Raw genomic sequence first — 14,307 nt, 5'->3', positions numbered from 1 at the left:
TTAGCAAAGGATTATTTATGGGGCGGATTTTGACTACGATTAACGGTTTGGGCTTGCATCATTCTGGCATGTTGCCTCGGCGCATGCCACACTGGCCCAAGTTGGCAAGTGGGATGTTGGCCTGGGGGATGGTCCTGATTTGCCTGGGCCTGTTTACGCCGACCAATTCAACTGCCGGCGAGATCAAGCCCATCATCTACACCGGCATGCAGGTGCCGGGTCTGGCACCGGGGGTGGTGTTTGCACCATACTATTTTACTTCCAACTTTTTTAATTTTTCCAGTCTGGGCGTGCTGCAAGGCAATTATTACACAAATGATCCGGTTAATAATTACGCAATGATTTATTACAATCGGGCTACTGGACTGAATGTGCCGGCATTTAGCTTTAAGCAGTTTTATAATGCCGCGCAGCCTCAGGGTGAAAACATCGTATATGCAAAAGAAGGCAACTTATTCGTTGGCAAACCAGGAGCATTCAACAATATCCAGCAAGTGGGTGTGGCGGCCAACGGCACGCCAAGTAATGACTTGGTGACAGAGTTTTCCGCGGTAAATTTTATTACGCAAAACCAATTAGAACTTTTTGAAAAAACCACACTTAGCCCAGGTGGCCGTACACGAGTGACTGACATAAGCGGAACTACATTATCTGTGTTACCGCAATTCCCCTTCTCAATAACCGATACATTTAACCCGGCGTTTAACACGAATCGTGCTTCTAGAACTCGACTGCTCTCGGCTACGGAATACACCGCCTATGATTCGGTAGAAAATTCGGTTTGGTATCATTTGGATGGCGTAAACTATCGAATTGGTAGCCTACCTAGCGGAAGTGACACGAGTCGAGCCGCGTTCACTGCCTTGCGAACCAACCAGACGATCAATTATTTCTACACAACACCTAATAATTTACAAACGGTGACATATGACACATCCACGCGAATCCCCACGGATGTATTCCTAACCAGTACTTGGCCCGGTGATTCGAGCATCCCGATTGGCCAGACTCAATATGGTATGTATAAAAGCGTTTATGATGATACAACATGGATTAGCTTTTCCAAGTTTAGTCAACGTGACAAAGCCACTGTGTATACGTTTAATTCGGACGCAACATTCACCCGCATTTTTGGTGATGACTTTGTGCATCCCAATCACGAGCAAAATACGACTAAGTATATCTATACCTTTAATCTTCATTTATCGGATCAAAATGATATCCTATTCAGTTACGATACGGATAATGATCCCGCTACCAACAATTCCTATGTCGTTGCCCGAAAACGTGACGGGACATTCGTCACCATTTCCAACCCCGGCGAAGTCGTCGATCTTCCCGATGGGACCAGTCGCACAGTTAAGAACCATGTGAAAGTGATTGGCATCGATCAGTGGAATCGGGCTTACTTTCAAGTCACATTCACCGACGGCACCGACGGCCTGCTCTACTCCGATATTTTGGCCGTGCCCGAACCTGCTCACCTGGGCTTGATCGGAGGCAGCTTGGCTCTCGGTTGGGTGTTCTTTCGCTGTCGTCGTAAAAAAATCGACGAACCAAAAGCAAGGTAGTAACACAACCAGTCTATTCTCCACGTAAAAGCTCCTGAAGCAAACTACCATTCAACAAGGATACTACAAATGCTTGATCATAACACATACCTCAGACTTTGCAGCTCCATTCTTGGAACCTGCTTGGCAATGACTCCAAGTTGGTTAATTCTAATTATTTTAGGTACCACAGTCTGTCCCGCCGGCGAGATCAAACCCATAATCTACACCGGCATGCAGGTACCGGGCCGGACTCCGGGGGTGGTGTTCACTCACCCTTCATTTGGTTCACAAGGAATAGTATTTTCGTCGAAAGGAATTCTCTTACTGGGCTATAAAAATAATCAATCTATAGCACAAGAACCTCTAGACCTTTACTATATTACTGATGGTTCCAAAATCGACTTAGTGACCACGCAATATTTTACTAACACCAATTCGTATCATTTGCATCCGACTCAAGAAACCAGTATTTTCTTTGCGGAGAACAAATTAACCATTGGCACACCGGGGAATTTCCGTACTTTTCAAGAGATTGGCGATCCAGCCCCTGGGACCCCAAATAATGCTATAGTAAACGGGATTTCAAATGCTCGATTTGAGAGAAACTGGGTAGTTCTTCGCGAGTTTCTCACGGGATCACAAAGAATGCGATTTGCAGATCCTGATGGCACCTTGGTAAAAACATTTGCAAGTTCTTTTCCACTGACTGACACAAATAATCCTGCGATTCAGACTGATTCCGCGACATTTTCTCAAATGCTATCGAACCACGAGTATATTGCTGTGTCTACTTCATTTAACACAAGTACATTTAGCTTGTGGTATCGTAATGACCTGAGCAATACAATTCATTTGTTGAAAACTCGCCCTTTCGGCACGTCTGAATCTATACTGTATCCACGTACGATCGCTAATTCGAAAATCCAAAGTATCTTTCGACGTGATGATAGTATAAGCACGATCATCGGAGAAGAATATGATTTAAATAGCAACACAAATAGGGATATTTACTCTTTTTCCACATTGCCTGATGATCCCGCCAAACAACTATTAAATTACACAATCAATCCATATCAAGCTGGAGGCGAAAACTTTTTTGCCGCCTATCAACCTACGAACAATCACATTTCAGGGGAATATTATTTCTACAAGTTAGACGCAAATGGTTCAACCATAAAGCTCTTTGATCACACTTTTACGCTGCCCGGCTTTGAGCAACATACCCAAAAGTATATCAGTCACAGGGGCGTTACGATCAGCAACGATCAAGACGTGCTATTTCGCTATACTTATGATCCCGCAAACCTAAATCTTGGTCTACTCGTCGCCAGATTGAACGATGGCAGCTTTCATACGATAGCCAAACCTGGGGATGTGGTGGATTTGCCGGATGGCACATCGAGAACAATCTCATTTATCAATCCCGATATCTTGGCGCGCATCGACGAAAATAATCGGACGTATTTTTATGCTGCCTTCACCGACGGCACCGACGGCCTCCTTTACTCCGACATTCTGGCCATACCAGAGCCTAGCGCCATTGTCGGTGTCATCGGACTCGTGGCGGTCGCCGCTTTTCGCCGCTGGCGTTATTCCCGCTTTTGCTGAGACCACTCCCGCTGTTTCGCCTCTAGCTCCATCCGTAGCGGCGCTAACTCCGGTCCTTCGCACAATGCAATCGCTCTCGCCCATGTGGCAAGCGCGGAATTCCAGTCTCCCGCCGCCGCATGCGCCGTGGCCAACGTATCTAATATATTGGGATCGCGACCCTGGCTAGCCGCCACACCCCGCTGCGCCAGTTGCACGGCCCGCGCGGGGTCACGCAGTGCCGGATCACGTAATGTGCATAGTAGCCAGGCGAAATTATTTAATGCCGCTTGGTGTTCCGGCAGTAATATTAACGCCTGTTCATAATATTTTAGGCTTTCAGCGTACCGCCCCGTCCGTTTGTAAACTTCCGCCAACTCAAAATACGTTAGTCCGTTTTTTTCCATTTCCAGCGATTTTTGCAGCAAATCCCGCGCTTGCTGCCAGGACTGTTGTTCTCGCTCGGCAATCGCCCAGGAAAAGTACACACCCGCATTATCGGATTTTAGTTTTGCGCTCGACTGGTAATTTTGGATCGCGGTGGGCCAATCCCGCTCCTGGGCGGCAATTTCCCCCAGCAAATAATACGCTTCCGCCTCGGGTGTATGGGCGGTGTATTTTTGCAATTCCCGCCGGGCCGCCGTTAATTTCCCCGTCCGATACAGCATCACTCCCCAGCGGAGCGCGGCTGGCGGATACAGCGGCTCCAACTGCAATGCGAGTTCGAAATGGTCAGCGGCCAGCGCGTAATTCTTTTGCCGCTCATACAGCGTGCCCAAATGAAAATGCGCCAGTCCCTGCAAAGGATTCTGGGCAACGGCGGCGGACCAAAAGCGTTCTTCCGTGGCATAGAGGCCAGCTCGGTGCCAGGATGTGCTCGCTAGTATCACCAGTGCAAACGCCTGCAATCCCTTAAAAAATAATTCTGCCCAGAGTAGTCGGGGGAGTTTGGCGGTAACGGAATTCAGAATCGCCTTGGACCCGACTGACAAGCCAATCACCAGCCCCACCAAACCCAATTGCCCCAAATGGTCGGCGACATGAGCGTACTGCTGAAATCGCATATCAAATAGTCCCAATACTGGAAACAGGCTAACTAGCATCAGTGTGAGGGATAAAAGCAGCGCGCGACTCCAAGCATTCGATCGCCAAAAAAACGATAATGCGATAACCAACCCAAGCCACGCCGCCAAGGGAAGCCAATTTACGGGGTCGGTGGAATCCAAGGCCCAGCGCTCTTCCAACAGTGGTTGATAGAATGGAACAAGCATCCTCCCCAGATACCACCAAGCGATCCAACCGACGCGTTGCCCACGTTCGACAGGGCCGCTGGTGATGAGGGCAAAGTTTTCATCCGCCTGGGTGCGAATGGTAAGCCAGGCGACCACCAAGGCAAAGGCCGTTAAACCACCAGTCCAAATCAGCACGCGGCGGTCGCGTCCCAGGCCATTCCAGGCGCAGAGCAACCAACCCACGACGGGCAGCATTACCGCGGAGGGTTTGGCCAGCATCGCTAAAGCAGCCAAAACACCCGCCCACCACCAACGTGCTTGGCCGGAAGTTCCGGTGGCCCGTGCCAACTGGTTTAAGGCCGAGATATATAAGACCAACGCGACGCAATTTTTCCCTTCACTGATCCAGGCCACGGAGGCGACATTCAGGGGATGCGCCGCAAAATAAGCGGCAAAAAACCAAGGTTGGGTACCTTTCCAGCACACTAGGCCGCGATAAATCAGACAGCAAGCGAAGGCATAGAGCAGGCCATTAAACAGGTGGTAACCTATCGGCCAGTCTCCCCAAATTTGATAGCACACCCACCACACGGTATAAGTCAGTGGAAAATAATCAACCGTTTCCCGCCCCAACCAGATATTTGCCAGTCCCGCCGTATCGCGCAAGACTGGATTTTCGCGGATTAACGGGACATCATCCCAAAAAAGTTCTCCCCGCATGGCAGGCAACGAACAACAGAGCGACAACAGGAAAATCGCGCTGTATTTAAATACTTGACTGAGCATGATTAACTGCAATCATTGAATGCGGGTTGCGCCAAACTGGACTTGCTTCCACTTCTCTCATCATGCTAGCACCCACTGCCGTTGTTGGCCACTTGGCGAAAGTGTAAGATCTCCCCCCGCTCTCCCTTACGCGGAGTGCGAGTCGCAATTCGATTTCCCCCTTTCGTTTCAGGTGTGGGCATGGATCGAGGAACAATTTCCCTTTGCCCGACTGGGTTCGTTGTTTATCCGTGGCTCGTGGCAACGGTCTGTTCACTGGGTTTGGCAGGTCCAGGGTTCGCGCAGTCCCCCCTTGCGCCAGCTCCCCCGCGCCAGCCCGCGCCGTTGCCATCCAATTCCGCGTCCAGCCCGCAACCCGCCCCCTTAGCGGCCAATGTCGGCACGCCCATGTCTTCCGCTTTGGCGCCCGCTCCCTTGCGTGATTCCGCTGGTTCCAATTCTGTTGCCCCCGCACCTTTGCAGACGCTTTCCTCGGCTCCCCGGCAATCCCTGACGCAGGTCAGCGCTGGCGATGGCTCCCTGCCCAACGCCCAGGGGCAGGTCTGGCGGGAATACAATATCAAACCCTATACCGAACGGCTAGCCACGGTCCCCCACCCGGAGCGGGCGATTGTGGAATGGATCCTCCGCGAGACCGGGTACGAGGCCTGGCATGGCGATGTGCTGAGTATTTTGAACGCGGATGCCGGCACGCTGCGGGTGTATCACACACCGGCGATTCAAACCCAAGTGAACGAAATCGTGGACCGGTTTGTGCATCCGGTAAAGCCAAAGGAATCGTTTGGGATGCGGCTGGTGTCGGTGGATAGCCCCGCCTGGAGGGCCAAGGGGGGGACCCTGCTCCGGCCCCTGGCCACGGATTCGCCGGGAATCCAGGCCTGGGTGGTGGCGAAGGAAGACGCCGCGCTCTTGGTTGCGCAGGCCCGCCAACGTACCGATTATCGCGAGCACACGCCCCCGCATTTGCTCACCACCAGCGGGCGTCCCTTGGCCACGCGGGTGCAGCGGCCGCGCAGTTTTATTACTGGCTATCAAGCGGGCTTAAACGGGCAGTTTGGAATGCTTCCCGTGCAAGGAAAGTTGGAAGAGGGATTTTTATTAGAAGTAACGCCGCTTTTGTCGCTGGATGGTAAAACCGTGGACGCGGTCGTCCGCTGCGAAATTCAACAAATCGAAAAAATGCACGCCCTACCGCTGGAAATCCCCACGCTAAACGGCGGGGGGATCTCCGCCCGCCTGGAAGTGCCCCAAACGTGCGAGGCACAACTGCATGAGCGCTTCCGCTGGAACGCGGATCAAGTCCTGATCGTCGGCTTGGGCGTGGTCCCCAACCCCCTGCCCGTCGAGGCCGGGCCGCTGCAGCAGTTAATCCCCACGGGTCCCGCACGGGTGGATTTGCTACTGGTGATCGAGCCGCGCGGGGAACTGCGGGGAGGAGGGGATGGTGGGTAGTGGGTAGTGGGTAGTGGAGGGTAGAGAGTGGAGGGTAGAGAGTGGAGGGTGGAAAGTGGAAAGTGGAAAGTGGAAAGAAGCGGGTGCAGGGTTTACAATTTGGGAATTTTATGTCCGCCACTGTTGACCAGCACCGCGCCGCCGCACCGCAGTCCGTTCCCTGCGCTGTTTTGACCGTCAGCGACACCCGCACGTTGGAGACGGATCGTGGCGGGGGTCTACTGGTTGAACTCTTGACTGCCGCGGGACATGTGGTGGTGGAGCGGCAACTTGTGCAGGATGAACCCACCGCCATGCGGCCACTGCTAGAGGCATGGATTGCCAATCCAGCCATTGCCGCGATTCTAATTACCGGCGGGACGGGCATTTCGCCACGCGACCAGACGTACGAAACCGTGCGGGATTTATTGACCAAGGAATTACCTGGCTATGGGGAGCTCTTTCGCCAGTTGAGTTACGCCCAGATTGGCGCGGCGGCCATGCTTAGCCGGGCGGTGGGAGGTTTGGCGGACCGCACGGTCGTCTTGACGATGCCCGGTTCCCCCCATGCGGTAAAACTAGCCCTGGAACAAGTGATCCTCCCCGAACTGGGCCATTTAGTACGGGAAGCGGGGAGGGTTGATTAATTAAGAATTAGAAATTTAGAATTATGAATTGAAAAAGCATAATCATGCTAGCAGTAGCTTTAATGTATATATTTAAACAGCTTAAAGGTATAAATTTACAGTACTTTTGCTAGCAGCTAGCATATATTTACCTTGCAAAAATATACAGTTCTTGATTTGCAATTTTTAACCCGCCAGTCGCTCTAGTGTTGGCAATTGGGGATCGCTATTCTTAACCAGCTTTTGCGGTTTGCGCGGTCCCCCGCGCGGCGGCAATATTTATTCATGGTTGATCTTGCGCGCTATCTTTTGGCTGTATGGCGTCGCCCAAGGAGGGGTGGATGCAAAAAACCCTGGCGTATTTGCTGGTCGCGGTGGTGGCGATTGTCGGCTGGCAAGCCGTGCAAAAGTATAAGCACGACATTTATAAGAAGTTAAATATTCCGCTCCCCGCGGAAAACACAACCGGTGTCCATCTTCCCGGAAGTCCGCCGGGATCCCCGCAAACTTATGGCTCTGGCGGTCCAACGGATGGGGGGCTTTATCCGCCTTCGGGCAACCCCGCCGCCGTACCGGTCAATTTGCCACAAGCTCAGTATCCCACGGGTCAGGCGGCGCCCGCCAATCCCGCCATGTTCCCCAACTGGACCGGCGCGGGGCAACCCAATAACGCTTACTCGCAGAACCAACCGCTTCCCAACTATCCTCCGCCCTATCAACCAACCGCCGCGCAACCAGGTTGGCCCCAGCCAGGCGGTACTGCCGTTCAACCGGCTTATGGTCCCGGCTTTAGCGATAAACTAAAGATCGCTTCGTTTAATATTCAGGTCCTAGGCGAAAAAAAAGTTTCTAATCCCGCGATCACGCGAGTGCTGGCGGAAATCTTGCGGCGGTTCGATGTGGTAGCGGTCCAGGAGGTGCGCTCCGTCTCGGATGAGATCATTCCGCGCTTGCTGCAAGAGGTGAATGCCGCAGGACGCGCCTATGATTATGTCATTGGCCCTCGGTTGGGGCGGACCAATAGCAAGGAACAATATGTCTTCATTTTTGACACGGCCACGGTGGAGATCGACCGCGCCGCCAGTTACACGGTGAATGATCCGCAAGATTTACTCCACCGCGAACCGCTGGTCTGTTGCTTTCGCGCGCGAAACGCCCCCCCCCAACTGGCGTTTACCTTTACCCTGATTAACATTCACACCGATCCGGACGAAGTGGCCCAAGAGGTCAACGCGCTCGCGCAGGTGGTGCAGGCGGTGCGCAATGATGGCCGCAACGAGGACGACGTGATCCTGCTGGGCGATCTGAACGCCAGCGAAAAGCAACTGGGCGAGCTGGGACGCGTCCCCGGTTATGCGCCGGTGGTCGTGGGCGTGCCGACCAACACCCGGGGGAACCGGACGTACGATAATCTGGTGTATTCGGTGATCGCGACCGAGGAATACACCCGCCGCTGGGGGGTGGTGGATTACGCGGCGGAATTTGGCCTGGCGGAGGATGCGGCGCTGGCCGTGTCGGACCATCGGCCGGTCTGGGCGGAATACAGCATCTATGAAGGGGGCCGTTCGCCCGGCGTTGGAACGCAACTTCCTGGGACCGGCTCGCCATTGGCTCCCCTTCGCTGAAAGGACGGATGGCTTAAAAATGCCTATATTTGGGGGGATGATGCTTCTCTTTTCAAGAGGCAACTGGCCGGAAGCGAGAAAATGCGATAGATTCTGAAGGGTTAGGGGCGTGTGTCCCGTTGGTAAGTTTTGTGTTCCCCCGTTCTAAAAGATTGTCGCCGCATGCCACCCAGCAATCCTTATCAAAGCCCACAAGCGACTCCTCTGGCACCCGCACAATCGGGTACGTTCCTGGGTCATCCAATGGGCCTGTTCGTGCTGTTTGTCGTCGAGATGTGGGAGCGGTTTTCGTACTATGGGATGCGGGGGTTGCTAGTCCTGTATCTGAAGCGCAGCACAGAGATGGTTCCCGATGCCTCCGGCTTGATTAATCCCGGTAGGGGTTGGAGCGAGGCTGAGGCGAGTACGCTGTATGGTTGGTACACTGGACTGGCCTATCTGGTGCCCATCATTGGCGGGTTGATTGCGGATAAGCTGATCGGCACGCATCGCTCGATGGTCCTGGGAGGAGGGCTGATCGCTTTGGGGCATGTGGTCTTGGGCATTTCCGGCTTGGGGGATTGGGCGCATAACCACCTGGGGATGTCGATCTTCATCTTTGGGCTGGCACTGATTGTCATTGGCACGGGACACTTTAAACCATGCGTGTCCGTCATGGTGGGGCAGTTATATAGTGAAAAAGACCCTCGTCGCGACAGCGCGTTTTCGATCTTTTATATGGGGATCAACCTAGGCGCGTTCATTTGCGCGTTTGTGTGCGGTACGCTGGGGGAAACAGTCGGCTGGCACTGGGGCTTTGGCGCGGCGGCAGTGGGGATGATCCTGGGATTGGTGGTTTACCTGGCAGCGCGGCCTTATTATCTGTGGGATGTCGGACTTCCCCCGCCGGGACGCGGGATGTGGGAAACGCTGGTTTGGGTGCCGGTGGCCGTGTTGGTAAGTGGTATGGTGGGCTATGCCTATTTCCAAGGATATTTCAATACTTTCCAAACAGAGGTCCAGGAGTTTACAAAGCAGAATCCCCTAGTCATGAGTTTGATTATCGGCACTGTCGTGATTGGGATCCTGGCGGCCGCGGCTAACTTTGTGTGGCAACAAGAACCAGAAGACCGCGGGCCCGTCGCGTCGATCTTTATCTTTATGGTGCTCAATGTCTTTTTCTGGCTCGCCTTTGAACAAGCGGGGAGCAGTATCAATGTGTTTACCGACGAAAAGACCGACCGCACTTTGTTTGTGCCGTGGGCGAAATGGATGTGGAATGATATGTCCACATGGTTTAGTTGGGGTAATTGGACTGTTCCGGCCACTTGGTTTCAATCGGTCAATGCGTTTTTTATCATTGTGCTTAGTCCCATTATGGCGGTATTTTGGAGTTACCTTAGCTATCGCCAGAAGAATCCCACGCAAGCCGTGAAGATTGCCATTGGCTTGATATTTTTGGGATTGGGCTTTGTGCTCATGGTAATTGCGGGAAACATCGCCGCCGCTCCCGGCGTGCAAGCTGGCATGGGCTGGCTTATTGGCTGTTATATTTTGCACACGATTGGTGAATTATTTATTTCGCCAACTGGTTTATCGTACGTGAGTCGCGCGGCCCCCGTGCGCTTTGTCTCGCTCCTCATGGGTATTTGGTTTATCTCCAGCTTTGTGGCGAATTTGGTCGGGGGTTTGATCGCTTCCCAAGTGGAGGCGATTGAAAAAGGGGAAATTCAAATGCCCTGGAACTTTGGCGGGCGAGCGGACTTTTTTATGCTGTTCGTGGTGACCTCGCTGGGGATGGGCGTGCTAACGCTGATTGCTTCGCCACTCTTAAATTGGATCGCGGGCAAGCGCGGAGAGGGGTAAGGTTTATTACGAATTACCAATTACGAATAATTCTTTGCAATCATAAGCAAAGCGACTGTGCTGCTTTTATATGTATTTGAATTCATCATTCTGCATTCATACTTCTCACTTTGATTCATGCTTTCCCGCACGCTCGAACCCGAGGTGATGGACCAGCCAGCCGATGCGGCGGACTATGACGCCATGGACCATCGGGCGGTGAATGAACGGTTTGTCGCGGATTTGCTAGCGCAGGTGGGTGCGGTGGGTTTACTAACGGGGGCAGAGCACTCACCCGCTGCCACCAGCGAAACTCCCGAATGGAGTCCTTCCGCCCCGACGCTTGATGTAATCGACCTGGGGACCGGCACAGCGCGGATCCCTATTTTGCTTTGTCAACAAGTCCCCCCCGCGCGGGTGTTGGCGGTGGATGCCGCGGTCAGCATGCTGCACATCGCCATCCGCAATATCGAAATCGCGGGCCTGCGCGAACGCATCCAGCTTTCACAGGGGGATTGCAAGGATCTGGCTTATCCCGACGCCATGTTTGACGTGGTAATGTCCAATAGCATTGTGCATCATTTGGCACAACCAGAGCGATTGCTCAAAGAAGCGCTGCGACTATGCCGCCCCGATGGAACCATTTTTATCCGGGATTTGGCCCGGCCCGATACCGCCACGCGGGTCGATGAACTGGTCGCGCTGTACGCCGCCGGGTGCAACGCCCATCAGACGGCGCTATTTCGCGACTCGCTGCACGCGGCCTTGACCCTGGACGAGGTCCGGGAAATCGTGTCTAGCCTAGGCCAGGATCCCGCGGGAGTGCAACTTACCAGCGACCGGCACTGGACCTGGGTGGGGGGAAAATAAAAGCCAAAAAGAACTGCATTAAGTGAATTGACATATCTTCCCGCAACTGAAATACCTAGCACACTGCTGAGGCAGATTGGACTGATCTGCACTAATCAAAGGGAATTCATGCAATAGCTGATCAGCGAAAATCAATAAATTCATGGAGATCTGTATTTCAAGTTTTCCCTTGAAGCGGCTCAATACTGTTTGTATTCGATTGTGAAAATTTTCTGGGTAACGGCCACCCGCTTGCCCGAACTTCTTTCCCCCGCCATACTTAACGGTTTTACGTGCGGATGGACCGCCCCTTTTGGTGATGGCTGGCGGTCCCCCTATGATCCCTCATTTTCCTCTCCCCCCATGATTCTCTCCTGGAACTGGCTGCAAGATTACGTCCAGCCAGGGGTCTCCGTCGCCGATTTTGCCCTCCGCATGATGCTGGCTGGTTTCAACCACGAATCCTCCACGCCAGTCGGTCAGGATTTTGCCGTCGACCTGGAAATTACCAGCAATCGTCCCGATTGCCTGGGACATATTGGCCTGGCGCGCGAGGCCGCGGTTCTTTGGAATCAATCCCTGCGGATTCCCGCGGCGCAACTCCCCGTGGGAAAAACCCCCCTAAAGACCTTGGCCCGGGTGGAGTTAGCAGCCCCCGACCTCTGCCCCCGGTATATCGCGCGGGTAATCCGGGGAGTCCAGGTTGGGCCTAGTCCCACTTGGCTGGTCGAGCGTCTCGCCACCTTGGGAATCAAGTCCATCAATAATTTGGTGGACATCACCAATTTTGTGCTGATGGAGTGTGGTCAACCGCTGCATGCTTTTGACTTGGCCAAATTGCGCGGCGGGCAAATCATCGTGCGCCGGGCCAACACGGGAGAGACCATCGCCGCCATCGACCACCTCAACTATAAACTGACGCCGGAAATGTGCGTCATCGCCGACCAGGACCGACCCGTGGCTATCGCCGGGATCATGGGCGGAGCGGAAACGGAAATCACCCCCAGCACCACGGAGGTCTTGATCGAAGCGGCGCTCTTTGATCCGCTGAGCGTGCGGACGACATCACGTGCCTTGGCTCTGCGCAGCGATTCATCTTATCGGTTTGAGCGGGGACTCGACCCGGCGGGGGTGGATTGGGCCAGCCGCCGCTGTTGCGAGTTAATCCTGCAACTGGCGGGAGGAGAATTGGCCGAAGGGGCCATTACGGTCGGACCAACCGATCCCGAGATTGTGCCGGTGACCTTGCGGCTGGCTCAAATTCCCCGGGTGTTGGGGATCGATGTACCGACCGCGACCGTCCGGCAAATTTTGACCCAACTGGGTCTGCGGGAAATTTCGCACTCGGAATCCGCGCTAACGGTTGCGCCCCCCAGTTGGCGGCGGGACCTGACGCGCGAGATTGATTTGATCGAGGAAGTCGCCCGTATCTATGGATACGAGAAAATCCCCGAGGACCGCGCGGTGCCGCTGGTCCCTTCGGCCCGCACAGCCCAGGATCGGGTGATCAGTAAAATACGCACAGTGCTGGTCGGGGCGGGTTTTGACGAGGCATTAACCCTAAGCGCGGTCGAGGAAGCCGCCAGCCAGGCCTTTAGCCCGTGGTGTGCGGCGGAACCCCTGCAAACGGGCGTGCCCGTGCTGCGGCGGGCCGATCGCTTGCGTCGCAGCCTTATTCCCAGCTTGCTCATTGCCCGACGAATCAATGAATCATTGGCCAACGCCACAATCGAACTTTTTGAAACCGCCAAAGTTTATTGGCCCCAACCCGCGGACGGTCGCACGCTACCTGCAGAAGAACTCCTGCTGGCCCTCTGCGGCGGCGGGGATTTTTTGGAAGTAAAGGGACTCATCGAGGCGTGCCTAGCCCGACTCAATCCACGGTTATTATTACAGGTAAAAAGCTGGAATGACCCGTTGTTCGCTCCGGGACGGGGGGCGGAGTTATTTCTGGCAGGTCCGGACGGCCAACCCATGCGCGTGGGCGTCCTGGGCGAAATCAGCAAAACGGGGCTTAAGTCGTTCGAATTGCGGTCCGCCACAACCGTGGCGGAATTGCGGTTGGCACCCCTGATTGACGCGGCCATTTTGATACCCACGGCGCGCGAGCTATCACCGTATCCTAGTGTATCGCGGGATATCAATTTGGTGGTGGCGGAAAGTGTCCGCTGGGATGACGTGGCGGGAACGGTCCGCGGCCACGCCGGGCCAAACCTGGAACGCTTGGAATACCGCGATACCTGGCGCGATGCGACCAAGCTGGGCCAGGGATTAAAAAGTTTGTTGTTTTCCCTGCACTTGCGCGGTCAAACTGCCACTCTAACCAGTGGCGAGGCGGACGCCGTGTGTGAACAGGTGGTCGCGGCCTGTAAGGACCGCCATCAGGCGGAATTGCGAACTTGACCAGCGTTCTTCCGCGAAAACAGCGGGATCATGCTGGAAGATATTGTCGTTGGCGGGGCCAGATTCCTCTATTTTTTCAATGACGAACATGCAATTTGACTATGTAAATTTGATTTTACGGATTCTCCATCTGCTGGCGGCTTTTGCCGCGGCGGGGGGGGCGATTTATGCCCGCTTTGCGCTGGTGCCGGTGTTGAGTTCGCTCCCCGTCGAACAGCGCGGCGAATTGCAGGCAAGTCTTGCGGCCCGCTGGTCCAAAGTCGTCATGGCCTCCATCGGTATCTTATTGGTCAGCGGACTGGCAAACTTTTTGCTATTTGTGCTGGGCATGAAACAACAACCCTGGGTCGAAACCTGGAAAGGGACCTATGTGCTGTTTTATCACAGCTTG

The 14,307-nt window shown here is 54.1% G+C and carries 10 protein-coding genes; 9 read left to right on the top strand and 1 reads right to left on the bottom strand.

What is annotated here, in order from left to right; all coding sequences use genetic code 11:
* The first annotated feature begins 17 nt into the window (after positions 1-17).
* Complete coding sequence (locus SFX18_15215) at positions 18-1,571, top strand: PEP-CTERM sorting domain-containing protein (GenBank protein MDX1964501.1); 1,554 nt, start codon at positions 18-20, stop codon at positions 1,569-1,571.
* A 69-nt stretch (positions 1,572-1,640) separates the two neighbouring features.
* Positions 1,641-3,161 (top strand): hypothetical protein, encoded by a 1,521-nt coding sequence (locus SFX18_15210; protein ID MDX1964500.1) that lies wholly within the window; start codon positions 1,641-1,643, stop codon positions 3,159-3,161.
* Here SFX18_15210 and SFX18_15205 read toward each other — a convergent pair.
* Positions 3,143-5,158 (bottom strand): tetratricopeptide repeat protein, encoded by a 2,016-nt coding sequence (locus SFX18_15205; protein MDX1964499.1) that lies wholly within the window; start codon positions 5,156-5,158, stop codon positions 3,143-3,145. The two genes, SFX18_15210 and SFX18_15205, sit on opposite strands and share 19 nt — an antisense overlap.
* Positions 5,159-5,482: 324 nt before the next feature.
* On the opposite strand from SFX18_15205, the gene SFX18_15200 reads away from it, so the two are divergent.
* The 7 genes from SFX18_15200 to SFX18_15170 all read left to right on the top strand — a co-directional run.
* Positions 5,483-6,610 (top strand): hypothetical protein, encoded by a 1,128-nt coding sequence (locus SFX18_15200; GenBank protein ID MDX1964498.1) that lies wholly within the window; start codon positions 5,483-5,485, stop codon positions 6,608-6,610.
* Between the two features lie 110 nt (positions 6,611-6,720).
* Positions 6,721-7,236: a MogA/MoaB family molybdenum cofactor biosynthesis protein gene (locus SFX18_15195; GenBank protein ID MDX1964497.1), complete on the top strand. Its 516-nt coding sequence runs from the start codon at positions 6,721-6,723 to the stop codon at positions 7,234-7,236.
* A gap of 320 nt (positions 7,237-7,556) precedes the next feature.
* On the top strand, positions 7,557-8,840 hold the full coding sequence (locus tag SFX18_15190; GenBank protein MDX1964496.1) for an endonuclease/exonuclease/phosphatase family protein: 1,284 nt from the start codon (positions 7,557-7,559) through the stop codon (positions 8,838-8,840).
* 162 nt (positions 8,841-9,002) lie between these two features.
* Positions 9,003-10,685 carry a peptide MFS transporter gene (locus SFX18_15185; protein MDX1964495.1) on the top strand — a complete coding sequence of 561 codons (1,683 nt, stop codon included), beginning with the start codon at positions 9,003-9,005 and terminating at the stop codon, positions 10,683-10,685.
* Positions 10,686-10,802: 117 nt separating this feature from the next.
* Positions 10,803-11,534, top strand: a complete 732-nt coding sequence (locus SFX18_15180; protein MDX1964494.1) for a class I SAM-dependent methyltransferase — start codon at positions 10,803-10,805, stop codon at positions 11,532-11,534.
* 342 nt (positions 11,535-11,876) lie between these two features.
* Positions 11,877-13,916, top strand: a complete 2,040-nt coding sequence (gene pheT / locus SFX18_15175; protein ID MDX1964493.1) for a phenylalanine--tRNA ligase subunit beta — start codon at positions 11,877-11,879, stop codon at positions 13,914-13,916.
* An 88-nt stretch (positions 13,917-14,004) separates the two neighbouring features.
* The coding region (locus tag SFX18_15170; protein ID MDX1964492.1) for a hypothetical protein at positions 14,005-14,307 on the top strand (303 nt) is incomplete at its 3' end.

It is taken from the genome of Pirellulales bacterium, from assembly GCA_033762255.1.
GTDB lineage: Bacteria > Planctomycetota > Planctomycetia > Pirellulales > JALHPA01 > JANRLT01.
Note: the sequence above shows the minus strand (reverse complement) of the source record. Positions and strands in the feature narration are given on the sequence as shown.

What these genes read in the sequence shown, in the direction of transcription:
- SFX18_15215 (MDX1964501.1), top strand. Translation starts at nt 18, where the DNA reads ATGGGGCGGATTTTGACTACGATTAACGGTTTGGGCTTGCATCATTCT.
- pheT (MDX1964493.1), top strand. Translation starts at nt 11,877, where the DNA reads ATGATTCTCTCCTGGAACTGGCTGCAAGATTACGTCCAGCCAGGGGTC.
- SFX18_15195 (MDX1964497.1), top strand. Translation starts at nt 6,721, where the DNA reads ATGTCCGCCACTGTTGACCAGCACCGCGCCGCCGCACCGCAGTCCGTT.
- SFX18_15185 (MDX1964495.1), top strand. Translation starts at nt 9,003, where the DNA reads ATGCCACCCAGCAATCCTTATCAAAGCCCACAAGCGACTCCTCTGGCA.
- SFX18_15190 (MDX1964496.1), top strand. Translation starts at nt 7,557, where the DNA reads ATGCAAAAAACCCTGGCGTATTTGCTGGTCGCGGTGGTGGCGATTGTC.
- SFX18_15210 (MDX1964500.1), top strand. Translation starts at nt 1,641, where the DNA reads ATGCTTGATCATAACACATACCTCAGACTTTGCAGCTCCATTCTTGGA.
- SFX18_15205 (MDX1964499.1), bottom strand. Translation starts at nt 5,158, where the DNA reads ATGCTCAGTCAAGTATTTAAATACAGCGCGATTTTCCTGTTGTCGCTC.
- SFX18_15180 (MDX1964494.1), top strand. Translation starts at nt 10,803, where the DNA reads ATGCTTTCCCGCACGCTCGAACCCGAGGTGATGGACCAGCCAGCCGAT.